Origin of the sequence: Gluconobacter roseus, assembly GCF_046058915.1 — a bacterium.
In the GTDB taxonomy this organism is placed as follows: domain Bacteria; phylum Pseudomonadota; class Alphaproteobacteria; order Acetobacterales; family Acetobacteraceae; genus Gluconobacter; species Gluconobacter roseus_A.
In genome coordinates this window covers 1,635,001-1,656,599 of the sequence record NZ_CP175538.1, presented here as the reverse complement: position 1 = coordinate 1,656,599, position 21,599 = coordinate 1,635,001, and the positions used below count along the sequence as shown (strand labels likewise).

Below are 21,599 nucleotides of genomic sequence, written 5' to 3'. Positions count from 1 at the left end.
GCTCAGGACTCATAGCCAGAACAAGACGGTTGCGGCGAGGCAGACTGCCGAGAAGAAGACGGTCGGGCATCTGTCATAGCGTGTTGCGACCCGTCTCCAGTCCTTGAGCCTGCCGAACATGATCTCGATACGGTGGCGTCTTTTGTATTTCCGTTTGTCGTATTTGACCGGTTTTGCACGAGATTTTCGACCAGGAATACAGGGTTTGATCCCTTTCTCCTCCAGGGCCTCTCTGAACCAGTCAGCGTCATAGCCCCGGTCTGCCAGCATCCATTCGGCTGGTGGCAGACTGTCCAGAAGGGCAGCGGCACCAGTATAATCACTGATCTGACCTGCTGTCATGAAGAAGTCGAGCGGACGTCCGTTCCGGTCGGTGACAGCATGCAGCTTCGTATTCATCCCGCCTTTGGTCCGCCCGATCAAACGGCCTGAGCCCCCTTTTTAACCGCAGGCTCGAAGCCGTGCGATGTGCCTTGAGATAGGTCGCATCAATCATGATTGTCTGAGGCTCTGCCTTGCCAGTAGCCAGTCCCTCCATCATGCGGATGAATACCCCCATAGCGCTCCAGCGCTTCCAGCGGTTGTAGAGCGTCTTGTGTGGACCGTATTCCCGGGGCGCATCACGCCAGCGCAGACCATTTCTGTTCACGAAAATGATCCCGCTCAACACACGACGATCATCAACGCGAGGTTTGCCATGGCTCTTCGGGAAAAAGGGCCGCAGACGATCCATCTGCTCCTCCGTCAACCAATACAGGTCACTCATCTTCAGTCTCCTCACAGAGGCTGAATCAGATTTCCGCAATCATATCAATGGGTCCTGAGCCTAGCGGCATTTCTGTACCGGCAAGATGCGACCTGCACTGAGTAAATCCGGAGTTTTATTCATGAGCAAAGCTTTTCTTGCCGCAGTTCTTCAAGATTCGATGAACTGTACAGGAGTTGTTGCCCAAAAGGCCGTCAATGACATGATTGAGGCCATTATCGAGGAGCTGCGGGAAGAGGGTGGCTTTACCCTGCCATCCTTCGGAACCTTCACGGTCTGTGAGACCAAGGCGCGGCAGGCCGTCAATCCGCGTACGGGCGAACCTGTGGAAGTTTCCGCCGGGCGTACCGTGAGATTCAAGGCCAGTCCGGGGCTGAAGCAGGCTGTCTGAAAGGGAAATGGCTGGGGTGGGAGGATTCGAACCTCCGCATGGCGGAATCAAAATCCGCTGCCTTACCGCTTGGCTACACCCCAATCGCTGCGCTTCCCAGAAGCGCAGGCTCTGGGCCTTCTAATCTGAACCGGAGGCCTTCGTAAAGTCCGAAGTCAGGATTCCAGTTCCAGATCGTGATCGGGCAGGCCGGTATTGTTCAGGGCCTCGTTCATCTTGCGTCGGGCGGAGGGTTTGAGAATCCCGTAACGCTCGGCACGGTCCAGTGCGGTGTCGAGGGCCGCCATGGTCGCAGCAAGGTCAGGGCTTTCGTCCTTTTCCCAGGCCCGCATGGCGTGGGCCCAGACTGCGGCCAGCGCATTGATGCGCATCACGCCACCAAAGCCCGTGCAGTCGATCCCTGCGGCTTCCGCCAGCCACTTCATGGAATCAAGGGTGGTTCCGGCCAGAAAAGCGGCAAGGGCAGGATCATAGGGCACGGCCTGCAGAACGGCTCGGACGCCTTCACGATATTCCTGGAAAATATCGAAACGGCGCATGATCAGGTCGAAGAGATATTCGCGCAGCGTGCCGCCGTCACCGTCGTCACGCAGGGCACTGGCATCGGCCAGACGGCCCAGCTGGAGCAGGAGAAGCGCCTTGACGGGATAGCGCTTGCGCACGGTCTCGACAGGGAGCCCGGCTTCGCGGGCCGCATCCACGAGGGAAAAGCGGTGCCATCCCTCGCTTCCGGCAAGCGACAGGGCAGACTGGAGGAGGGCGGCGTCGAAGGCTTCCTGCGCCATGTCCGGCGGGCCGCTCAGTGCCATATCGTCCGAATCAAAGGGGTCCTGCCGTCCGTCCATACGGGTCTCCTGTCGAAAGCTACTGGTCTATGGTGGGAGCATTGACGTTCGCCGACAAGCTCTCTCCCATAAAGAAACTGTCAGCCTGCGAGTTCGTCGGCCCGTTTTGTCGCAGCGTCAATAGCTTTTGGAACAGTCTCCGGCCAGGCATCGGATTTCATGAGGACCGCCAGAGCCGCGGCTGTGGTGCCGTTGGGGCTGGTGACGGCCTTGCGAAGGTCTTCCGCGCTGTCAGGCATGTCATCCAGCATGCGGCCGGCCCCATAAATCGTTCCACGGGCCAGACGGCGCGCAACAGTGGGGGACAGGCCGTGCTGCTGACCGGCCTTTTCGAGAAGCTCGGCCAGAAGGAAGACATAGGCCGGGCCTGAACCGGAAATGGCTGTGACGACGGACAGATCGGCTTCCTTTTCCACAGGAACGACATCTCCGACGGCAAACAGCAGATCGTGACAGATGGTCTTCTGTTCTGCCGTGGCCGTGTCCGAGGCATAGAGGCCGCTGATCCCGGCGCCGATGGCGGAAGGCGTGTTGGGCATGGCACGGAGGACCGGAACGTCCGCGCCGTTCAGCCGGGCGGCGTCCGCAAGGGATTTGCAGGTTCGCCCGGCCATGACGGAAAGAATTGCGGCGTTGTTCATGCGGGCGCCCAGAGCTTTGCCGATCGCATCAATCACGATCTCGGCTACGGCTGGCTTGACTGCAAGAACGATGATGTCAGGTTGGAAATCAGCGGGGATTTCAGCAGCCGTACGGACGACGCTGACAGCATCGCCCGAGCAGGTTCGGTGTCGGTCGAGAACGACGAGCCGGGGCGGTGTGGGGGAGGCGAGCCAGCCGTCAAACAGCGCGCCTCCCATCTTTCCGCACCCTGCGAGAAGAACCGAAGGGACGGATGGCACGGTCAGGCGTCTCCTGCGCAGTCGAGCATGGCGGCGTCTATGGCGTCCTGCGGCGATTTTCCGCCCCAGAGTGCAAACTGGAACGCCGGATAGAACCGTTCGCATTCGGACATGGCGATGTCCACAAGGTCTTCCATGCTTTCGCCGGGAAGAGTCTGCACGCCACGCATCAGCAGCGTATGTCGGTAAGAAGGGGTGCCGGTGTCGGGATCGACGGCGAAATGGCCGATCCAGAGGCGGTTATTGGCCAGGGAAACGAGTTCATGGACGGCCGGACGGCGCTTGGCGGGCGAGCGCAGGTCCAGGATGCAGTTGAGATGCAGGGCCGAGAGTTCGTCGGACCATGTGAAATACAGCGAATAGTCGCACCACTGTCCGGGGGCCTGGGCGGCCATTTCGGACGGGCCGAGCCGTTCGAACTCCCATTCATAGAGGCCCATGACCTGTTCCATCAGGTCGAGCGGATGGGATTCTGTTTCCGTGGTGAGTGAGGTGCTCAGGGCAGGCATGGCGGGTCTCCCAAGGCCGTGGAGCCTGGCACCGGCCTGGCGCCGGTGCGGCGCTCCAGATGTCTGCGGCCGGAAGTGGAAAATCCCCTCCCGACATCAATCACGTTATGGGCCCTTTGCGCGGTGTGCAAGCATTACGCGTTGCAAAAGTCACACCGGCCCTGATGACTGTTGCAGATCAGCCCTGCGGGCCGCCCTTCTCTTCGGTCGCGAGTTCCTCGACAGCGGAGAGGCGCGATTCGATTTCGGCCAGACGCTGTTCGGTGGCGTCCTGTGCCATGCGGGCGCGGGTGGCCATTTCCTGCACGGCGTCGAATTCGTCGCGGCGGACGAGGTCGAGGCTGTTGAGGATTTCGTCCACGCGGGTGCGGACGATGGCGTGAAGCTCTTCGCGGGCGCCGGTCACGGCGGAAAAGGCGTTGCCGGCAAGGCCTGCGAGGTCGTCGAAAAAGCGGGGTCTGTCAGCCATGATGAAGTTCCTGCTGTTCTGCGGCGTGCCATGTCGGGCGCGTCGCTTGGATCGTTATCGGGGACAGACTATACAGGAAGGATGATTATCGTCACCGGCGGGGCCGGATTCATTGGTTCGTGCCTTCATGCAGCCCTGCGTCGCCGGGGCTTGCGGACGGTTGTGGTTGACCGGCTCAGGGACGGGGTGAAGTGGCGGAATCTGGCGTCCCATGCGCCGGATCGCATCATCACGCCTGACGCGCTTGAGGGTTTCCTCGCATCGGAGCCGGATGTCGAAGCTGTGTTCCACATGGGGGCGATCAGCGCCACCACGGCGCGGGATGGCGATCTGGTCTGGTCGAGCAATGTGGACCTGTCGCAGACGCTGTGGCGCTGGTGTGCGGCACGGGGTGTGCGGGTGATTTACGCCTCCTCGGCCGCGACTTATGGCGCCGCGGACCGGCCGGAGAGGTTCCGTGACGGGCTGGAGAATATCGACGGGCTGCGGCCGCTTAATCTGTATGGCTGGTCCAAGCAGGCGTTCGATCTATGGGTGAAGCGGGAAATCGAAGCTGGTGCACCGGTGCCGCCGCAATGGGCCGGGCTCAAGTTCTTCAACGTCTATGGGCCGAACGAGTATCACAAGGGATCGATGATCTCTGTGGTGAAGGTCAAGTATGATGAGGTCGTGCAGGGCCATGCTGCAAAGCTGTTCCGTTCGGATGTGCCTGGTCTGGCTGATGGGCAGCAGAAGCGGGATTTCATCTGGGTCGGGGACGTGGTGAACGTCATGCTGTGGCTGTTCGACCATCCGGAGGTCAGCGGTCTGTTCAACTGCGGTACCGGCGTGGCGCGGAGTTATCTCGATCTGGCGCATGCGGTCTGCGATGCGGTAAAGCGGGCGCGGGATGTCGAATTCGTGGACATGCCTGAGAAGCTGCGCGGGCAGTACCAGTCCTTCACCTGTGCGGATATGAGCCGCCTGCGCGCTGCGGGATATGATGCGCCGTTTACGTCTCTTGAAGACGGTATCGGGCAGTATGTGCGCGAGTATCTCTCCCAGCCTCACCCCAATCTCTGAGAACCAATTCCTTGAGCCATCCCCTGATCTTTCCGGATTTCGATCCGGTTGCCTTCCATATCGGTCCGCTGGCGGTGCGCTGGTATGCGCTCGCCTATATGGTGTCGTTCATCATCGCGCTGCCGATTGCGCGGCGGCTGAACCGTCTGGCGCCGGAAGTGGCGACGAACGAGCAGGTGGATGACTTCCTGTTCCACGCCATTCTCGGTGTGCTGCTGGGGGGACGGCTGGGCTATGTGCTGTTTTACCGGCCGATGGATTACCTGTCGCACCCGCTCGAGATCTTCAAGACCTGGGATGGCGGGATGTCGTTCCATGGCGGTGCGCTAGGCGTCATTCTGGCGCTGGCCTATTTCAGCTGGAAGACGCGGCTCAGCTTTCTGGCGTTTGCAGACCGCATCGTGCCGGTTGTGCCGATCGGGCTTGGCCTGGGGCGCTGTGCGAATTTCGTGAACGGGGAGCTGTGGGGGCGTCCGGCGTCTCCGGATCTGCCCTGGGCGATGATCTTCCCGACGGGCGGTCCGATTCCGCGGCATCCGTCCGAGCTTTATGAGGCCCTGACCGAAGGTGTCCTGCTGCTGTGCGTGATGCTGTTTGCCGCCAGCCGTCCGCAGGTTCGCGAGCGGTTCGGGTTCCTGTCGGGGCTGTTTCTGTTGGGCTATGCCTGTGCGCGGAGCTTCTGCGAGTTCTTCCGGCAGCCGGATGCGAATATCGGGTTCCTGTCCGGGGGCACGACGATGGGGCAGCTGCTGTGTATTCCGATGGCGCTCGCGGGGGTGGGGCTGATGGTTTACGCGATGCGTCGTCCGGCTCAGGTGTCGGCGCATGTCTGAGGCTGTGCTGACGGGATCGGTTCTCAAGGTTCCGCACGGGTTTTTCACGCGGCTTGGGGGCGTTTCGCCGGCACCGTATGACAGCCTGAATTGCTCGCTGTCCTCGCAGGACGATCCGGCGAATGTGGCGAAGAACCGGGCGCGGGTGGCGCGGGCGATCGGGGTGACGCCGGATCATCTGTTGGGTCTGAAACAGACGCATAGTGACATCACCGTGCCTGTGACGGCTGAAACACCGCTCTGGGTGGCCGGGACCGGGCAGGAAGGTGATGCACTGGTGACGGATCGTCCGGAGGTCGGCGTGGGTGTCATTACGGCGGATTGTGGGCCTGTTCTGCTCTCTTCCGAGGACGGACGGATTGTTGGAGCGGCCCATGCGGGCTGGCGCGGGGCTGGGGGCGGGATTCTGGAATCCGTGGTCGCGCAGATGGTGGCTCTGGGTGCCACAGGAATCAGTGCCGTTGTCGGGCCGTGCATTTCACCTGAGAGCTACGAAGTCGGCCCGGATATGCGGGATGCTGTTCTGGCTCATGGAACCGAGGGAGAGCTTTTCTTTCGTTCAGCGCCGCGTGAGGGGCATTTCCTGTTTGATCTGCCGGACTATTGCGGTTTCCGGCTGGAACAGGCTGGCGTTCGGACCGTACAGATCCTTGGTGTGGATACGCTGACGGACCCGCGGTTTTTCAGCCATCGGCGGCGGACGCTCGCGGGTGGTGGGCATATCGGGCATCAGATCTCGGCGATCCGCCCGCTGGCCTCCCCGCTGGGCTGAGGGCGGCGCAGGCCGGATTTTTCGAGCAGCCAGCGAGCGGCGGGGCGTGAGAGAAATCGGTCCACGAGGGCGCCAAGGCAGAAGGACAGGCCGAGGGTCGGGATGAACCAGATCCAGCCGAGCGTCCAGTTTTCTCCGGTGGCCTTAAACAGATGGACCATCGGCATGACGACGAACATGTGGCTGAGATAGATTTCATAACTCAGCCGTCCCCACTGGCGGGGTCATGCCAAAAACCCGCTTCCGGTCGCCTTGCCCCATCCGTTGTGGAAAGCGAGAAGCAGGGCAGCGCATGAGGCTGTGAAGAACAGCGGTGTTGCGTAGCCGAGGGTCAGCCATAAGACATGGCCGTCGACCAGATAGAGACCAACGCCGAGACTTCCGGCCCAGCCGAGCCAGGGCGTGAGCTTTGCAAAGAGAACTGGGGGGATCCGGTGCGCCAGAAGGGCCGCGCAGACGCCTATGGCGATTGCAGAAATGCCTGGTCCGTAGGCTTCATCCTGCCAGATGTCCGATGCGTTCCGGATCTGCCATTCCGCGAAAGGGCTGGACAGGGCGAAGAGCGCGAAAACGAGACCGGGCAGTTTGGGAACGCGTCCGCCCAGCAGGCAGAGGATCGGAAAAGCCGCATAGAACAGCTCCTCGACCGAAAGAGACCACAGCACATCCCAGTTGGGGGGAAGATAGTTCGTCCGGGCTTCGTAGAGGTTCAGATGCATGAACAGCGCTGCGAAGATGGCGCCGGGCAGGGTCTGGCTGTCGTGATGGAAAAGGAAGTCGGGCGCGCGTGCGAGGTTGAGAATGGCAAGAATCCCGAGCAGGACCAGCAGGCATGGCAGGATGCGGCAGGCCCGGCGTGCAGAGAACGCGAAGACGTTGATGCCGCCCAGACTGCCCCAGCGGCGCAGTGTGTGATCGGTAATCAGGAAGCCTGAAATGACGAAGAAAATCTTCACGCCCTTGCCGCCATCCCAGTTCAGGGCTTTCAGCAGCATGGTGGGAAAAACGGCGGAGAGGCCGGTCTGCATCAGGGGAATGCGCAGGGCAAGGTGATGGATGACGACGAGGATGATGGATAATCCTCTGAGCAGGTCGATCCCCGGATTGCGCTGCGCGCCTGATGTTGTCTGCATCCTGAAATCCCATCCTGCAAAAGCGGAACGCTTCTGTAATGGAAATCAGGCATGATTCCGTTCGGAATATGGCGTGGGGAGGGGCAGATATAAAAAAGGGCCGGAGAATGTCTCCGGCCCCTGTTCTGTCTCAGACAGCGTGGGTTCTGGCTTCCCGGTCCCAGAAGCGCAGTTTGCGGCACAGGGTGATGAAGGTCTTGAGGTCGCTTGGGGCCTCAAGCGGGATGATGCCGTCATCCATGTCTTCCGGCGTGATGCCGCCCTTGGCCAGAAGGGGCTTGGCGTCCGGGCCGTAACCGATGAACTTCGCATGGGCGAAGGCGTCGGCCACGAAGTCCCGTGCGGTGGCTTCGCCGGTCAGGAGCTTTGCCCCTGCTGCGGACGGGAGCAGGACGACCGCATCATACAGGACCGAAGGTGCGCCAACGATCTTCTGACCGGCCGGGACGAGCTTGCCGTCTGTCGTTTTCACGCCACCAACTGCCGGGGCGACCAGTTCGACGATCGTGCCTTCCGCTGCCGCGGCCTTCATCAGGGCAGCGAGCATGTCCGCATCCGTGCCATCAGTAACGAGCACACCCAGTTTGCGTCCCTTGAACGTCTTGGGGCCGTTCTTGAGGATGCTGAGCGGGTCCGAAGCCGGCAGATCCGTCAGCGGCGTGCGGGCCGCCGGAGCAGGAGCCGGCATCTTTTCCAGACGCAGGCCTTCAGCCACGCCCTTGGCCAGCTTTTCATCGACGTTCAGCAGATGCGCGACGACGCGGGCACGGATGGCCGGGGTGAGGCACTTGCTGAGCTCGAAGACGAAGGCATTCTTGATATGCGTCTGCTCGGTCGGGGTCTGGCTGGTATAGAACTGGCGGGCCTGACTATAGTGATCGGCAAACAACTCGCCGCGTTCACGGGTCTTCCGGCCGTTCACTTCCTCTGCATAGGGCTTGTAGCCGGTCTGCGGGTTTTCACGCGGTCCCATGCCCCAGGAATTGGGCTCATAGTTTGCACGCCCTTTGGGGTTGTGCATGGCCATGTGGCCGTCCTGCTGGAAGTTGTGAAACGGGCATTTCGGCGCGTTTATGGGGAGATGCGTGAAGTTCGGACCGCCGAGGCGCTTGGTCTGGGTGTCCAGATAGGAGAAGTTCCGGCCTTGCAGAAGAGGATCGTTGGTGAAGGCGATGCCGGGCACGACATTCTGGGTGCAGAAGGCGACCTGCTCGGTTTCGGCGAAGAAGTTGTCCACCGTACGGTTCAGCACCAGACGGCCGATGCGGCGGACGGGGACAAGTTCTTCCGGGATCAGCTTGGTGGCGTCCAGGATGTCGAAGTCGAATTTATCGGCGAAGTCGTCATCGAAGAGCTGCACGCCGAGTTCCCATTCCGGGAAATCGCCGGAATTGATGGATTCCCACAGATCGCGACGGTGGAAGTCCGGATCGGCGCCGTTGATCTTCACGGCTTCGTTCCACACCACGGACTGCAGACCCTGTTTGGGCTTCCAGTGGAACTTCACATAGGTGGATTTGCCCTCGGCATTGACGAGGCGGAAGGTGTGGACACCGAAGCCTTCCATGAAGCGGAAGGAGCGCGGAATGGCGCGGTCGGACATGATCCACATGAGCATGTGGACGGTCTCGGGCGACAGTGACGCGAAGTCCCAGAAATTGTCATGGGCGGACTGGGCCTGCGGGAAGCCGCTGTCGGGCTCTTCCTTCACGGCATGAACCATGTCCGGGAACTTGATGGCGTCCTGAATGAAGAAGACCGGGATGTTGTTGCCAACGAGGTCCCAGTTGCCTTCTTCGGTATAGAGCTTCACGGCGAAGCCACGCACGTCACGGGCGATGTCGAAGGAACCGCGGGCACCGGCGACGGTCGAGAATCGGACGAAGGCTGGAACGCGCTTGCCGATTTTGCCCAGCACACTGGCCGTCGTGTAATCGGCCAGAGAATCCGTCAGTTCAAAAAAGCCATGGGCGCCATAGCCACGGGCATGGACGACACGCTCGGGGATACGCTCGTGATCGAAGTGGAAAATCTTTTCGCGGAAATGGAAGTCTTCCAGAAGCGCCGGACCACGTGCGCCAGCCTTCTCGGTGTTCTGGTCGTCGGAGACAGCCAGACCCTGCTGGGTGGTCAGGGTCGGTGTATCGCCTTTGGCCACCTGATGGGTGGCGCCTTGCGGGCCACGTTCGAAGGTCTGGTCACCAATTGTGACGGTCGTGCGTTTGTTCGTGCTCATGTGAAGTGCGCCTCTGCCGTGTGGGTTCCGGACATGCGGGTGTCCGGACAGTGTGGTGAGGAAGTGTCTTTCCTGCTGGAAAGCCGTGCCCCTAGAAAGTGCGCGCAGCGGCAAATGTTCCGGAAATAAATCTGGGAAAATTTCTGAACCGGGGAAGAAGACGCGCCGTTAAGGCTGGACTCTGTCTTTTGACGACCTGAGGAGCTTTTTCATGCCTGCTGATCCTCGCACCCGGTATCCGCGCCCACCTTTCAGGGGGCAGACGCAGAAATTCCCTGGCCTTTCGGAAAAGATGCATCCGAAACCCGATTACGGGGAGGAGACCTACAAGGGCTCGGGAAAACTTAAGGGACTTGCGACGCTCATTACCGGTGGCGATTCCGGGATCGGGCGTGCGGTCGCACTGGCATTTGCCCGTGAAGGCGCGGATGTCGCGATTTCGTATCTGGAGACGGAAGCGGATGATGCACGCGACATCGGGGAACAGATCAAGGCCGAGGGGCGGAACTGTCTGCTGCTGCCGGGAGACATCCGTGATGGCTCGCATTGTCGTGAGATGATCAGCAAGACCGTCGAGACGTTCGGGCGTCTTGACGTGCTGGTGAACAACGCAGCTTTCCAGAAGGCCCGCGCCAAGCTGGAAGAAATCTCCGACGACGAATGGAAGCGCCATTTTGCGACGAATACGGATGCGCTGTTCCATCTGACGAAGGCCGCTCTGCCGCATCTTCAGGCCGGCGCCTCCATCATCAACACGTCTTCGGTCAATCTGAAGACGGCGCCGGAACTGCTGGTGCCGTATTCCATGACGAAGGCGGCGATTGCGAACTTCACGTCCAGCATGGCGCAGCAGCTCGCCGGGCGGGGAATCCGGGTCAATGCCGTGATGCCGGGGCCGATCTGGACGCCGTTCATCGCAACCGGAATGCCCGAGGAAGAGCAGGAGCATCTGGGTTCGGATGTACCGCTGGGCCGTCCGGGACAGCCGGCTGAACTGGCAGGGGCCTATGTCTATTTTGCCGATCCGATGAACAGCTACACCACGGGCGCGCTTCTGGCGGTCAATGGTGGAGTGCCGATGATCTGACGCGGATCTCCCGAATTCAGGTCTGTGCGAACGCCCGCTCGTCATCGAGCGGGCGTTTTTCCGTTCTGGGCCCGAAGACGAGCGTGACGGTGGCACCCGACAGCAGGATCAGGGTCGTGAGGCCAAAGACGCCGGGGAAACCGGCAAGCGGATACAGCCAGCCGATCAGGACGGGCGATGCGATGGCGCCCAGACGCGCGATGGCAGAGGCCAGACCCATGCCGCGGGCCCGCAGGGACGTTGGAAAGAGCTCGGGTGTGTAGGCGTATATGCCGCCGAAAGTGCCATTCATGAAGAAGGACAGCAGGATGCCGAAGATCAGAACTTCGATCGGTGTCTGGCTCGTCGCCATGCCGATGGCGCTGATGGCTCCGGCGACCATGAACAGCGCCACCGTTCCGCGCCGTCCCAGACGATCAGTGAGGAAGGCGGCGGAGGCATAGCCGGGAAGCTGGGCGAAATAGATCGAAATGGCGTAGCCGAAGCTGCGGGTGACGGTCATGCCGCGTTCGATCATCAGGGTCGGGATCCAGGTGAAGAACGCGTAGAAACTGAAAGTGATGGCGAGCCACATGGCCCAGCTCATGAAGGTGGAACGGCGCAGATTGGGAGCGAAGAGATCCCGGACCGGACGGATGCTTGGGGCGCCACGGTCGGTCGTCGTGGTCAGGCCGACGGCAAGGCCGGCGCTTTCCTCGATGTCGCCGACGATGCGGCAGGCTTCGGCCGTCTGGCCGCGCTCGTCGAGCCAGCGGGGGGATTCGGGCAGGGCGCGGCGCCACCACAGAAGCATCAGGACCGGGAAGCCCGTGAGCGCCAGCGCCCAGCGCCAGCCATCCGCCATGACGGGCACGAGCATGAAACCCATGATGGCGGCGGTGACATAGCCGAAGGAATAGAATCCTGTGAGGGCGGCCGTGAATGCGCCGCGATAGCGGGCGACCACGAATTCGCTGAGATAGGGTGCGATGATGGTGGCTTCCGCACCGGCGCCAATTCCGGAGAGGAGGCGGCAAAGGAAAAAGCCCGCGAAGGAAGAGGATCCGGCGGAAAGCAGGGAGCCGATGGCGTAGATGGCCAGGGCGCTCATCATGACGCGGCGGCGGCCGGAGCGGTCTCCCCACCAGCCGGAGAGCAGGGCCCCGAGCCCGTAGCCCAAGTAAGTGGCGCTGCCGAGCAGGCCGAGTTCCGGGCCGCTCAGATGCCACTGGCTTTTCAGCATCGGGAGCGCGAAGGCCACGATTGCGGAATCGAGGCCGTCGAACGTGTAGCCGAGTCCGCCGAGGAACAGGAGTTTCCAGTGAAAGCGGGTAAAGGGCAGGCGTTCGATGCGGGCGGCGATGCTCATCGGGTGGGGGATCTGCCGGAAACTGTGGAAATGAAACGCAAGCGTAGCGGTCCGCAGACGGGCAGGTCCAGAGGGGCAGAGTCCGAAAATGGTTGTGCGGGTGGCGGTTTTCCGCTACTCCGCGCCTCGCACAGGCACCCCTGGAGGTCTGTGTTGAGTGAAATTCAATACGCAGGAGCGTAACAGTGGCTAATTTGACGACACTTGCTGTCTCGACGCGTGCGAAGGCTGGTAAGGGGGCAGCGCGCGCAACGAGACGTGAGGGCCTGGTGCCGGCCGTGATCTACGGTGGCAAGCAGGAACCCTCCATCATCGCACTTGATCCGCGCGTGATCATGAAGGAACTGCATCGCGGTGGCTGGTCCTCCCGCGTGTACAACCTGGCTGCCGAAGGCGCAGAGCCGGTTGCAGCCCTGATCCGTGACGTGCAGCTGCATCCGGTCACCGATGCCCCGATCCATGTTGACTTCCAGCGCGTTGCTGCCGGCACCAAGGTGCACGTTGAAGTCTCCATCGCTTTCGTTGGCGAAGAGAAGTCCCCGGGCATCAAGCGCGGTGGCGTTCTGAACGTCGTCCGTCACTACATCGACGTGCAGGCTGATCCGGCCAACATTCCGGAGCACTTCACGGCAGATCTGAGCGGCCTGGACATCCACGACAACGTGCGCTGGACGGACCTCAAGGGCACCGAAGGCGTTGTTCTGGGAAGCGGCCAGGCTGCTGACATGGTCATCGCCTCCATCGCTGCACCGACGATCGATGCCGAAATGGAAGCCGAAGCTGCTGCCAAGGCTGCTGCTGAAGCCGAAGCCGCTGCTGCAAAGCCCGGCGCAAAGAAGAAGTAATCGATGAGGCTCTGGACCGGTCTCGGCAACCCCGAGCCGGGGATGAGCCGTCATCGACACAATATCGGCTTCATGGCGGTCGACGAGATCGCCAGGCGCCACGGTTTCTCACCGTGGCGCAAGCGTTTCCGGGGGAGACCTCCGAAGGCGTCATCGGGGGGCAGAAGATCCTGCTCCTCAAGCCGATGACGTACATGAACCGGTCAGGCGACAGCGTTCAGCAGGCCGCGCAGTTCTTCAAGATTGCGCAGGACGATATCACCGTATTCCACGACGAACTCGATCTTGCCTTCGGCAAGCTGCGCATCAAGCGTGGCGGTGGTGCCGCCGGGCATAATGGTCTGCGCTCTATGGATAAATGTCTGCCGGGGCCGGATTACTGGCGTGTGCGGATGGGGATCGGTCATCCGGGCCACAAGGATCGCGTAACCGGGCATGTGCTGGGCAATTTCGCCAAGGCGGAAGAGCCGGAGCTCGAGCGCTGGCTTGAGGCCATGGCCGATGCCGCGCCTCTTCTGGCCAAAAAAGAACACGAAGCTTTCATGACGAAGGTCGCACTGCTGGCTGCCTGACGGTACTGCGGCTGAAATGGCCGCTCAGGGCCGGTCTGAGGAATAGGGCGACGACATCCATCAGGGCGTGAAATCCCATCAGCCAGATCAGCGGTGTTCCGTTGAGGGCACGGATCATGAGAATCAGGCCAAGCGCTGTCGTGGCCAGAACGCCTTTGGCCCCCTGATACCAGTGCATTCCCCCGAATAGCAGCGTTGAGAGCACGGCTCCGGCGATCAGATTGCCGGTGAGCTGACCTGCGAGCAGGGGAAGGGCCAGCCGGAAAAACAGCTCCTCGCCCAGACCCGCATTCAGGCACAGCAGAAACGCCAGTCCGGCTTCGGGCCATGTCCGGGGGATCAGGGCGGTAAAATCGCCCAGTGGGTTGAAAGGCCAAGCCCGCTTCAGCCTTCGAAGCAGAACGAAAAATCCTGCGATAATCAGAAGCCCGCAGCCAAATCCAATGAAAAAGGCAGGCGAGGTTTCGGGCGCCACCGTGCCGGCAGCCGGAGCAGGCGAGGAGAGGCGCAACTGGCTCACGGGTAACCAGCGCAGACCCTCAGGCAGAAGCCCCAGGATCATAACGCCGCCTAGATCAAAGAGAAGAACGCTCTGGATCAGCCATTTTAGATAAAAGCGCCGTCGCTCACGGGCCTGCGTGGCTGTTCGGAAACTCTGCCAGTCCCGCGCGCCCCTGCGGGTCTGGTGAATGCAGGTCACCAGCAAAAGCGCGAGCCAGAGGACAGGCAGGATTCCGGCAATCGGGGTGCCGTGCAGGATTGTCATGAGGATGTTCTCTTTCCATAATGGAAAGTCAGATCATCATTTTCCATATTGGAAAGTCAATACCGTGCAGCAGGATGGAGTCGGGACTGTGGACGTGACCAGCCATGAGGATGCGCGCGCGCAACTGGAAGCCCTTGGCGCTTTCAGGGGAAAGCTTGGCGTGGAGCTTGTCTGTCCCTGGTGGAATGCGCCCGTCATGGGTGGCCTTCTGGCGCTGCTGACATTCGCCATGAGCCTGGATCCGCCATTCATTTTCCTGCTGGAAGGGCTGTGCATCGCGTTGATGGGGATTTTCTATGCGCTTGCGCGGCGGCGGATGGGATATTTCGTCAATGGCTATCGTCGGGGCCGGACACGGAAGGTCGCGACCGGCATGATGCTGGCGGTTTATGCGATGATGGCGCTGTCGGGGGCTGGTGCGCGGGTGTGGCATCTGGCGTGGCTGCCCTGGCTTGCGACGCTGGGCAGTTTTGCGATCGGCTACGGGGCAGGCCTGCTCTGGCAGAGGGCCTGGCGGGCTGATATGACAGCGACGTTGTGACTGCTGTTCCCCAATTCGATCCTGTCATTCATCCTCCCGCGCGTCTGCAGCTTGCTGCGGCCCTGTCGGAAGTGAACGACATGGAATTCGGGCGGGCGCGGGATCTGCTGGGGGTGAGTGACTCGGTTCTGTCCAAGCATCTCGCCCAGATGCAGGAGGCGGGCTATGTGCGTTTGCGCAAGGCGCCTCTGGGGGGACGGCAGCGGACCTGGCTGGTCCTGACGGCGCAGGGGCGTGCGGCTTTGAAGGCGCATGTCCGGGCTTTGCAGGATCTGGCGGGAATCGTGGGCTGAAAAGCCTGTTTCGCGGCGGGAGGTGGTTGTGAGCCTCCTCGGTTTCTGCGAACACAGGGCAACGGAATTTTCTGGAACGGATCGTTCGCGTCTGGACGGTCTTCAATGATGATGGAGAGCACGAATGGGTTTCAATTGCGGCATCGTTGGTCTGCCCAATGTCGGCAAGTCCACGCTGTTCAATGCCCTGACGGAAACGGCAGCGGCACAGGCTGCGAATTACCCGTTCTGCACCATCGAGCCGAATACGGGCCGTGTGGCTGTTCCGGATCCACGACTGGATGAACTGGCGCGGATCGGCAAGTCCATCCGCAAGGTCCCGACCAGCCTTGAGTTCGTGGATATCGCGGGCTTGGTCCGTGGTGCGTCCAAGGGCGAAGGCCTGGGCAACCAGTTCCTGGCCAATATCCGTGAAGTCGATGCCATTGTGCACGTCCTGCGCTGCTTCGAAGACGACGACATCACGCATGTCGAAGGTGGGGTCGATCCGGTTCGGGATGCGGACATCATCGAGACCGAACTGATGCTTGCGGATCTGGAGAGCCTGGAGAAGCGCCAGATCGGTCTGCAGAAGCGGGCCCGTGGTAATGATCGTGAGGCTCAGGCCCAGCTTGAACTGATGGAGCCGCTTCTGGCAGCGCTGCGTGACGGCAAGCCGGCCCGGACGGCTGTTCCGAAGGGACAGGAAGCCGAGGCCTCCCGTCTTCAGCTTCTGACGACGAAGCCGGTTCTGTATGTCTGCAATGTCGAGGAAGGTTCTGCCGCGACAGGAAACGCCTTTTCGGAAGCCGTGCGCAAGCGGGCCGAAGCCGAGGGTGCAGGCGTTGTCGTGGTGTCGGCTGCCATTGAGGCGGAAGTCAGCCAGCTGCCGCAGGGAGACCGGACGGAATTCCTTGAAGGTCTGGGTCTGACGGATAGCGGGCTGGATCGCGTCATCGCGGCTGGCTACAAGCTGCTGGGCCTGCGGACATATTTCACGGTCGGACCGAAGGAATCCCGCGCCTGGACGATTACGGCCGGGACCAAGGCACCGCAGGCCGCTGCCGTCATTCATAACGACTTCGAACGCGGGTTCATTGCCTGCGAAACCGTGGCCTTCGATGATTACGTGGCCTGCAACGGCGAGGCCGGGGCCAAGGAAGCCGGAAAGCTGCGGATCGAAGGCAAGGAATATGTGGTGCAGGATGGTGACGTCCTGCTGTTCCGGTTCAATGTCTGAGGCAGGGCACATCCTGGACGGTCTGGCGGAGCATGCTCGTCGGGCCAGCCGGAGTCTGGCGCAAGCGAGCGCGGAAACCCGCAATCATGCCCTGTCCGAAGCTGCGAAAGCGCTCAGGTCCCGGTCGGACGAGATCGTGGCCGCCAACCAGAAGGATCTGGCAGCGCTGTCCGAAGACCGGAACGCGGCGTTCCGGGACCGTCTGACGCTGACGCCAGAGCGGGTCGAAGCGATGGCGCGCGGTCTGGAAGACGTGGCAGGTCTGCCGGATCCGGTTGGACGTGTTCTGGCGGAATGGGACCGGCCGAACGGGCTGCATTTCCGCCGGGTCGCGACACCGCTTGGCGTGATCGGCATGATCTATGAAAGCCGCCCCAATGTTGGGGCTGATGCCGCCGCGCTATGCATCAAGTCAGGCAATGCGGTGATTTTGCGCGGTGGCGGGGAAAGCCTTCATTCCGCGCGCGCCATTCAGGCAGCAATGGAAGACGGATTGCGGACTGCTGGTCTGGACGAGGCCTGTGTGCAGATCCTGCCGTCTGCCGACCGGGCTCTGGTCGGGGCAATGCTGCAGGCTTCGGGAAAGATCGACCTGATTATTCCGCGTGGCGGCAAGTCCCTTGTGGAGCGCGTGCAGCGCGAGGCTCGGGTTCCGGTTCTGGCGCATGCGGACGGTCTGAATCACACCTACATCCATGCGAGTGCTGATCCGGCCATGGCCCGGAAAATGCTGCTGGATGCGAAGATGCGTCGGACGGGGATCTGCGGTGCGACGGAGACGCTGCTGATCGATGCGGCGATTGCACCAACTCTGCTGCCCTTGCTTGTTGAAGATCTGGCCGCGAAGGGATGTACGTTCCGGGCAGATGACCGGGCGCGTGCGATTGTGCCGACGCTTGCGGCAGCCTCCGCTGATGATTTCAACACGGAATGGCTGGACGCTGTGCTCTCGGTTGCCGTGGTGGACGGGGTTGAGGATGCTCTGGATCACATCGCGCGGCATGGAAGTTCGCATACCGAGGCCATTATCGCCGAAGATCCTGAGGCCGCGGCGGAGTTCCTCAACGGGACGGACAGTGCGGTGGTAATGTGGAATGCGTCCACGCAGTTCTGTGACGGTGGGGAGTTCGGATTCGGTGCGGAAATCGGCATTGCGACGGGGCGGATGCATGCCCGGGGGCCGGTGGGGCTCGAGCAGCTGACATGCTACCGGTACGAAGTGATCGGCACCGGGCAGGTGCGGGGCTGATCAGTATCCCGACGTCTGGGGACGGCCGGAACATGCGGATCGGCCTGCTGGGCGGGTCTTTCAACCCGGCGCATGCGGGTCATCTCATGCTGGCGCGGCGGGCCTTGCGGGCTTTGCGTCTGGATCAGGTGTGGCTCATGGTCTCACCCGGGAATCCGCTCAAGCCCCGCAAGGGCATGGCGCCGTTCAGGGTGCGTCTTGCCTCTGCGGAGCGGTTTGCAGACGGACGGCGAATCGTTGCAACGGATATCGAATCGCGGCTTGGGCAGCGCTTCACCGTAAAAACGGTTGGATTGCTGAAACAGCGCTTTCCGCATGTGCGTTTCGTGTGGCTGATGGGTGCGGACGGGCTGGCGCAGCTTTCGCACTGGAAGCGCTGGCGGCGGTTGGCTGCGATGGTTCCCATTGCTGTGCTCCCGCGTCCGGGCAGTGTTTCGCCAGCCCTGCAGGGGGCCGCGGCTTCTGTTTTGCGGCATCAGAGACGGCCTTCGCGCGAATCTCCCATGCTTGCGGAGCGAAAAGGCAACGCATGGACGTTCCTTTCTGCGCCGCAGAACGATATATCGGCTACAGCGTTGCGTGAGTCCGGCCAGTTTCGTCCGGAGTCCGATCAGGAGTAAAAACCATCACCAAGACGACCTCTCCCGAATCGCAGGCCAAAAAGCCTGTGCGCCGGAAAACCAGCTCCCCCGATGCGGCACTGGCCGAGGCTGCCAAGGTGCCGGGAACGGCTCGCAAGAAGGCCGCAGTTGCCGGACCGAAGAAAACGGCCGTCAAGCGCGAAGCCGTGCAGCCGGATCTTCTGACCAGCATGCTGACGGTCATCACCACGAGTCTGGATGAAGACAAGGGTGAAGACATCGTTGTGCTGGACCTGGTCGGTCGCGCGAATTTTGCTGATCGCATGGTCATTGCGACCGGTCTTGCCGACCGGCAGATTTCCGCGATGGCGCATCACATCGAGAAGAAGCTCAATGAGATCGGCATCAAGCGCATCCTGATCGAAGGTGCGAATGGCAGCGACTGGGTCCTGATCGACGCCGGCGATGTTGTTGTGCATCTCTTTAAGCCGGAAAGCCGCGAGCTTTATGGTCTGGAGCGCATGTGGGGCACCGATCTGGATGGCAGCGAAGACGAAGTCGCTGTCGGACAGGACGAAGAGCAGGACTGAATGAAACTGGTCGCAATCGGTCGGCTCAAAGCCGGGCCGGAGCGCGAACTGTTCGAGCGTTATGCGGGCCGGATCAGGCCCGCTTTGACGGTGATGGAACTCGCGCCGTCAAAAGGCAGCGTCCAAGAGCAGAAGCGCAAGGATGCCGCGGCTCTTCTGGGGGCCTGTCCTGACAATGCCCTGATCGTGGCGCTGGATGAAGGTGGCAAGACACCGGACAGCCTGCGGTTGGCGGAGATGCTGTCCCGCTGGCAGGAATTGGGGCGTCCGATTCATTTTCTGATCGGTGGTGCGGAAGGGCTGGATTCAAGCGTGATCCAGCGGGCCGATTCCGTGATTTCCCTTGGAAAACTGACCTGGCCGCATATGCTGGTCAGGGTTCTGATCGCCGAGCAGGTGTTCCGGGCTCAGGCCATCAATACCGGTCATCCCTATCACAGGGAATCACGACCGGACTGAAGCCCGGTCGTCAGGCTTTATCAGCGAATCGAACGGTCAGGAGCGTCCGAAGTGAAGGCATCGTCCGGAGCTTCGGCGACTTCTGTGTTGCTCATCGGATGGCTCAGCGGATTCGAGCCGCTCAGGACTGCACGATGATGGAAGCTCGCGGGGGTCGAAGCACGTGCCAGAACAACCTGCGGTGCCGGATTGCGGTCACCATTATCGGAATGCGGATAGATGAAGCCGTAGGTCGGATAGATGCTGCCCAGTCGACCGCTGCGATCGTTGAGTGCAACCCGAACGGCACTCCAGTCGTTATTAGGAGAGACATCAATGACGCAAACATTATGTGCGACGCCGTTTGAAGCCCAGTGCGACTGGTCAATATAGATGGTCCGGCTGTCTTCTACCGAGCGCACAACGGCAACATGGCCAAGCGGCATACGGCGGATTGCACGGAAATTCAGGACCGAACCGGCCTGAGGGGCGGAGCCACGGGCATAGACGCCAGCAGCATTGTACCACCAGTCACGGGCATTGCCGTGCAGAACGACTTCTGAAGCCGTCTTGGCGTAGGCGACGCACTGAATGACGTGAGCATAGGAATGATGATGGCTGGCCGTACGATGACTGTGGAAGACCGTCCGACCGTGATGACCCGAACTGTGACGGGCCTGAGCCTGTCCCGAAAAGAATGCGATCGCGGAGAGCGCCAGAGCAGAGAAAAAGGTTTTCCGGCAACTTTTATGCTTCACGATCTTTAGGATCCTGATTGGTTGTGTGTTGTTCGGGTTACAGGGAGGTAACAACCTTCCTGCAACCCTGACAAGAGCAGAATGCAAGCCTGTGGGTTAAATTTTCATTTCCAGAGAAAATCTTTTTGACACCACACTTTGCTGCAATCTCGCCACAATCGGCTGATTCAGATCACTTGGTCGTCGTGAGCATGATTTCCACGAGAATCTTCGGGTCCGCCATGACGGCCTGAACGCAGGCACGTGCGGGAGCCATGTTCTCCGGAAGCCAGGCAGACCAGACTGTGTTCAGAGCAGTGCGGTCTGCAATATCCTTCACCCAGATCTGGGCCTGAAGGATCCGGGTCTTGTCGGTGCCGTGCACTTCAAGAATTTCGTCGAGCTGGTCGAGGACGCTTTTGGTCTGTTCTTCGATTCCTTTGGAAAGATCTGCCGCAACGACACCCTGGGTGAAGATGAAGCCATGATACTCGACGGCCTTGGAAAGAATGGCATTGGGTTCTGTGCGGATGATACGGCTCATGATGACACCTCGTGTGGATGGGAAACGGGGAGAGTGACCGTCCTGTGGAGGAGGGTCAATGATCTGGGGTCTTAATCCCGTGTTTGACTTGTCCCGCAGGGGCTGACCCTGTATCGCCACATCATAACGGACCGTCTGGAAGGAGGAGCTGTGACTCCTTTGTATGCAAAGCGGGTGCCGGTAACGCCCCTGCGGCAGAACTGCACCATTCTCTCTAATGATGAGAACCGTGCCGTTGTGGTCGATCCGGGAGGCGATGTTGAGGATATTCTCCAGCATCTGGATGAACAGATCGTAGAGGCCATCCTTCTGACGCATGGTCATCTGGATCATGCAGGCGGAGCGGCCGCCCTGAAGAAAGCTCTCGAAGCCCGGCAGGATCAGACGGTACCGGTCATAGGCCCTGATCGACGGGATGATTTTCTGCTGCAAAGCATCACGAAGCAGGCTGCTGCCTTCGGCCTGACGGGCATGGACAACGTCACGCCCGACCGTTTTGTGGAAGATGGCGAAGTCCTGCACCTGCTGGGGCAGGATCTGTACGTGGCCCATGTGCCCGGTCATACACCCGGACATGTTGTCTTCATCGACCACGGCAACCGTCGTGTCCTTGCCGGGGATACACTGTTCCGGGGAACTGTCGGCCGGACGGATTTTGCCTACGGCGATTCACGAGCGCTTATCGACGGAATCCGCAAACATCTTCTGTGCCTGCCTGATGAGACCGTCGTTCTGTGTGGGCATGGAATGCCGACAACCATCGGGGAAGAACGTCGGACCAATCCTTTTCTGATCTCCTGACCTGAAAGTCATATCATGCGAGTTTTATGCTGTGCGCTGGTGGCGGCGCTTGGAATGAGTGCCGGCATTG

Annotated in this window: 27 protein-coding genes, 1 tRNA gene and 1 pseudogene (1 of these 29 running past the window's edge); 16 read left to right on the top strand and 13 right to left on the bottom strand. The window is 61.0% G+C overall.

Annotated features, from left to right (window positions below; genetic code table 11):
* Nucleotides 1-9: 9 nt before the first annotated feature.
* Nucleotides 10-766 (bottom strand): IS5 family transposase gene (locus ACJ2A4_RS07720; RefSeq protein WP_275877879.1). Its coding sequence is split into 2 segments (ribosomal slippage): nucleotides 10-442 and nucleotides 441-766, totalling 759 coding nucleotides; the frame shifts between segments, so codons are not numbered across the junction.
* Between the two features lie 121 nt (nucleotides 767-887).
* On the opposite strand from ACJ2A4_RS07720, the gene ACJ2A4_RS07715 reads away from it, so the two are divergent.
* Entirely contained in the window at nucleotides 888-1,157 is a 270-nt protein-coding gene (locus tag ACJ2A4_RS07715) for an HU family DNA-binding protein (RefSeq protein ID WP_194259326.1), read from the top strand.
* Between the two features lie 8 nt (nucleotides 1,158-1,165).
* On the opposite strand, the gene ACJ2A4_RS07710 is transcribed toward ACJ2A4_RS07715, so the two are convergent.
* The 5 genes from ACJ2A4_RS07710 to ACJ2A4_RS07690 all read right to left on the bottom strand — a co-directional run bounded on the left by ACJ2A4_RS07710 (nucleotide 1,166) and on the right by ACJ2A4_RS07690 (nucleotide 3,882).
* A tRNA-Gln gene (locus ACJ2A4_RS07710) sits at nucleotides 1,166-1,240 on the bottom strand.
* A gap of 72 nt (nucleotides 1,241-1,312) precedes the next feature.
* Nucleotides 1,313-2,002, bottom strand: a complete 690-nt coding sequence (locus ACJ2A4_RS07705; protein ID WP_408872378.1) for a TetR family transcriptional regulator — start codon at nucleotides 2,000-2,002, stop codon at nucleotides 1,313-1,315.
* A gap of 80 nt (nucleotides 2,003-2,082) precedes the next feature.
* Nucleotides 2,083-2,904, bottom strand: a complete 822-nt coding sequence (gene proC / locus ACJ2A4_RS07700) for a pyrroline-5-carboxylate reductase (protein ID WP_408872377.1) — start codon at nucleotides 2,902-2,904, stop codon at nucleotides 2,083-2,085.
* A 2-nt stretch (nucleotides 2,905-2,906) separates the two neighbouring features.
* Complete coding sequence (locus tag ACJ2A4_RS07695; protein WP_408872376.1) at nucleotides 2,907-3,413, bottom strand: YbjN domain-containing protein; 507 nt, start codon at nucleotides 3,411-3,413, stop codon at nucleotides 2,907-2,909.
* A gap of 178 nt (nucleotides 3,414-3,591) precedes the next feature.
* Nucleotides 3,592-3,882, bottom strand: coding sequence for an accessory factor UbiK family protein (locus ACJ2A4_RS07690; RefSeq protein ID WP_011252692.1), 291 nt, complete (start codon nucleotides 3,880-3,882; stop codon nucleotides 3,592-3,594).
* Nucleotides 3,883-3,963: 81 nt separating this feature from the next.
* On the opposite strand from ACJ2A4_RS07690, the gene rfaD reads away from it, so the two are divergent.
* Genes rfaD through pgeF form a run of 3 tightly spaced genes read left to right on the top strand, consistent with a single transcriptional unit; the run spans nucleotide 3,964 to nucleotide 6,549 of the window.
* Nucleotides 3,964-4,944 carry an ADP-glyceromanno-heptose 6-epimerase gene (gene rfaD / locus ACJ2A4_RS07685; RefSeq protein WP_408872375.1) on the top strand — a complete coding sequence of 327 codons (981 nt, stop codon included), beginning with the start codon at nucleotides 3,964-3,966 and terminating at the stop codon, nucleotides 4,942-4,944.
* 11 nt (nucleotides 4,945-4,955) lie between these two features.
* Nucleotides 4,956-5,777, top strand: a complete 822-nt coding sequence (gene lgt / locus ACJ2A4_RS07680; protein WP_408872374.1) for a prolipoprotein diacylglyceryl transferase — start codon at nucleotides 4,956-4,958, stop codon at nucleotides 5,775-5,777.
* A complete protein-coding gene (gene pgeF, locus ACJ2A4_RS07675; protein ID WP_408872373.1) occupies nucleotides 5,770-6,549 on the top strand; it encodes a peptidoglycan editing factor PgeF in 780 nt (259 codons plus the stop codon). The genes lgt and pgeF overlap by 8 nt, the downstream gene beginning before the upstream one ends.
* Here the strand turns inward: pgeF and ACJ2A4_RS07670 are convergent.
* The 3 genes from ACJ2A4_RS07670 to ACJ2A4_RS07660 form a co-directional block, all read right to left on the bottom strand.
* Nucleotides 6,507-6,728: a hypothetical protein gene (locus tag ACJ2A4_RS07670; protein ID WP_408872372.1), complete on the bottom strand. Its 222-nt coding sequence runs from the start codon at nucleotides 6,726-6,728 to the stop codon at nucleotides 6,507-6,509. The two genes, pgeF and ACJ2A4_RS07670, sit on opposite strands and share 43 nt — an antisense overlap.
* Before the next feature lie 45 nt (nucleotides 6,729-6,773).
* Entirely contained in the window at nucleotides 6,774-7,682 is a 909-nt protein-coding gene (locus ACJ2A4_RS07665; protein ID WP_408872371.1) for an acyltransferase family protein, read from the bottom strand.
* A gap of 130 nt (nucleotides 7,683-7,812) precedes the next feature.
* Entirely contained in the window at nucleotides 7,813-9,918 is a 2,106-nt protein-coding gene (locus tag ACJ2A4_RS07660; protein WP_408872370.1) for a catalase, read from the bottom strand.
* A gap of 211 nt (nucleotides 9,919-10,129) precedes the next feature.
* Between ACJ2A4_RS07660 and ACJ2A4_RS07655 the strand changes: the two genes are divergently transcribed.
* A complete protein-coding gene (locus ACJ2A4_RS07655; RefSeq protein WP_408872369.1) occupies nucleotides 10,130-11,005 on the top strand; it encodes an SDR family oxidoreductase in 876 nt (291 codons plus the stop codon).
* A 16-nt stretch (nucleotides 11,006-11,021) separates the two neighbouring features.
* Here the strand turns inward: ACJ2A4_RS07655 and ACJ2A4_RS07650 are convergent, their stop codons facing one another.
* Nucleotides 11,022-12,353, bottom strand: a complete 1,332-nt coding sequence (locus ACJ2A4_RS07650; RefSeq protein WP_408872368.1) for an MFS transporter — start codon at nucleotides 12,351-12,353, stop codon at nucleotides 11,022-11,024.
* A 185-nt stretch (nucleotides 12,354-12,538) separates the two neighbouring features.
* On the opposite strand from ACJ2A4_RS07650, the gene ACJ2A4_RS07645 reads away from it, so the two are divergent.
* Complete coding sequence (locus ACJ2A4_RS07645; RefSeq protein WP_194259315.1) at nucleotides 12,539-13,198, top strand: 50S ribosomal protein L25/general stress protein Ctc; 660 nt, start codon at nucleotides 12,539-12,541, stop codon at nucleotides 13,196-13,198.
* Between the two features lie 3 nt (nucleotides 13,199-13,201).
* Nucleotides 13,202-13,692: pseudogene (gene pth / locus ACJ2A4_RS07640) on the top strand (aminoacyl-tRNA hydrolase); the annotation flags it as partial.
* Between the two features lie 46 nt (nucleotides 13,693-13,738).
* Here pth and ACJ2A4_RS07635 read toward each other — a convergent pair.
* The gene (locus tag ACJ2A4_RS07635; RefSeq protein ID WP_408872367.1) at nucleotides 13,739-14,536 is read right to left on the bottom strand and encodes a CPBP family intramembrane glutamic endopeptidase; all 798 of its coding nucleotides are present in this window, start codon (nucleotides 14,534-14,536) and stop codon (nucleotides 13,739-13,741) included.
* 64 nt (nucleotides 14,537-14,600) lie between these two features.
* Here ACJ2A4_RS07635 and ACJ2A4_RS07630 point away from each other — a divergent pair, with 64 nt between their 5' ends.
* From ACJ2A4_RS07630 to ACJ2A4_RS07600, 7 genes are all read left to right on the top strand, one after another.
* Nucleotides 14,601-15,077 carry a hypothetical protein gene (locus tag ACJ2A4_RS07630; RefSeq protein ID WP_408872366.1) on the top strand — a complete coding sequence of 159 codons (477 nt, stop codon included), beginning with the start codon at nucleotides 14,601-14,603 and terminating at the stop codon, nucleotides 15,075-15,077.
* A complete protein-coding gene (locus tag ACJ2A4_RS07625) occupies nucleotides 15,074-15,370 on the top strand; it encodes a transcriptional regulator (RefSeq protein ID WP_062494584.1) in 297 nt (98 codons plus the stop codon). The genes ACJ2A4_RS07630 and ACJ2A4_RS07625 overlap by 4 nt, the downstream gene beginning before the upstream one ends.
* 124 nt (nucleotides 15,371-15,494) lie before the next feature.
* Nucleotides 15,495-16,589: a redox-regulated ATPase YchF gene (ychF, locus tag ACJ2A4_RS07620; protein ID WP_408872365.1), complete on the top strand. Its 1,095-nt coding sequence runs from the start codon at nucleotides 15,495-15,497 to the stop codon at nucleotides 16,587-16,589.
* Complete coding sequence (locus ACJ2A4_RS07615) at nucleotides 16,582-17,838, top strand: glutamate-5-semialdehyde dehydrogenase (protein ID WP_408872364.1); 1,257 nt, start codon at nucleotides 16,582-16,584, stop codon at nucleotides 17,836-17,838. The genes ychF and ACJ2A4_RS07615 overlap by 8 nt, the downstream gene beginning before the upstream one ends.
* A gap of 32 nt (nucleotides 17,839-17,870) precedes the next feature.
* Entirely contained in the window at nucleotides 17,871-18,458 is a 588-nt protein-coding gene (locus ACJ2A4_RS07610; protein ID WP_408872363.1) for a nicotinate-nucleotide adenylyltransferase, read from the top strand.
* Between the two features lie 98 nt (nucleotides 18,459-18,556).
* Entirely contained in the window at nucleotides 18,557-19,009 is a 453-nt protein-coding gene (gene rsfS, locus ACJ2A4_RS07605) for a ribosome silencing factor (protein ID WP_024717179.1), read from the top strand.
* Complete coding sequence (locus ACJ2A4_RS07600) at nucleotides 19,010-19,468, top strand: 23S rRNA (pseudouridine(1915)-N(3))-methyltransferase RlmH (protein WP_408872362.1); 459 nt, start codon at nucleotides 19,010-19,012, stop codon at nucleotides 19,466-19,468.
* A 20-nt stretch (nucleotides 19,469-19,488) separates the two neighbouring features.
* Here ACJ2A4_RS07600 and ACJ2A4_RS07595 read toward each other — a convergent pair whose 3' ends face one another.
* Together ACJ2A4_RS07595 and ACJ2A4_RS07590 are read right to left on the bottom strand one after the other, a co-directional pair.
* Entirely contained in the window at nucleotides 19,489-20,205 is a 717-nt protein-coding gene (locus ACJ2A4_RS07595; RefSeq protein WP_408872361.1) for a CHAP domain-containing protein, read from the bottom strand.
* Nucleotides 20,206-20,377: 172 nt separating this feature from the next.
* On the bottom strand, nucleotides 20,378-20,728 hold the full coding sequence (locus ACJ2A4_RS07590; protein WP_011252711.1) for a RidA family protein: 351 nt from the start codon (nucleotides 20,726-20,728) through the stop codon (nucleotides 20,378-20,380).
* Between the two features lie 150 nt (nucleotides 20,729-20,878).
* Between ACJ2A4_RS07590 and ACJ2A4_RS07585 the strand changes: the two genes are divergently transcribed.
* Complete coding sequence (locus ACJ2A4_RS07585) at nucleotides 20,879-21,529, top strand: MBL fold metallo-hydrolase (protein WP_408872360.1); 651 nt, start codon at nucleotides 20,879-20,881, stop codon at nucleotides 21,527-21,529.
* Between the two features lie 54 nt (nucleotides 21,530-21,583).
* On the top strand, nucleotides 21,584-21,599 hold the beginning of the coding sequence (locus tag ACJ2A4_RS07580; RefSeq protein ID WP_408874126.1) for a DUF192 domain-containing protein. The gene runs 422 nt beyond the window's last position; 16 of the gene's 438 nt are visible here — the first part of the coding sequence; it begins with the start codon at nucleotides 21,584-21,586; its stop codon lies off the right edge, out of view.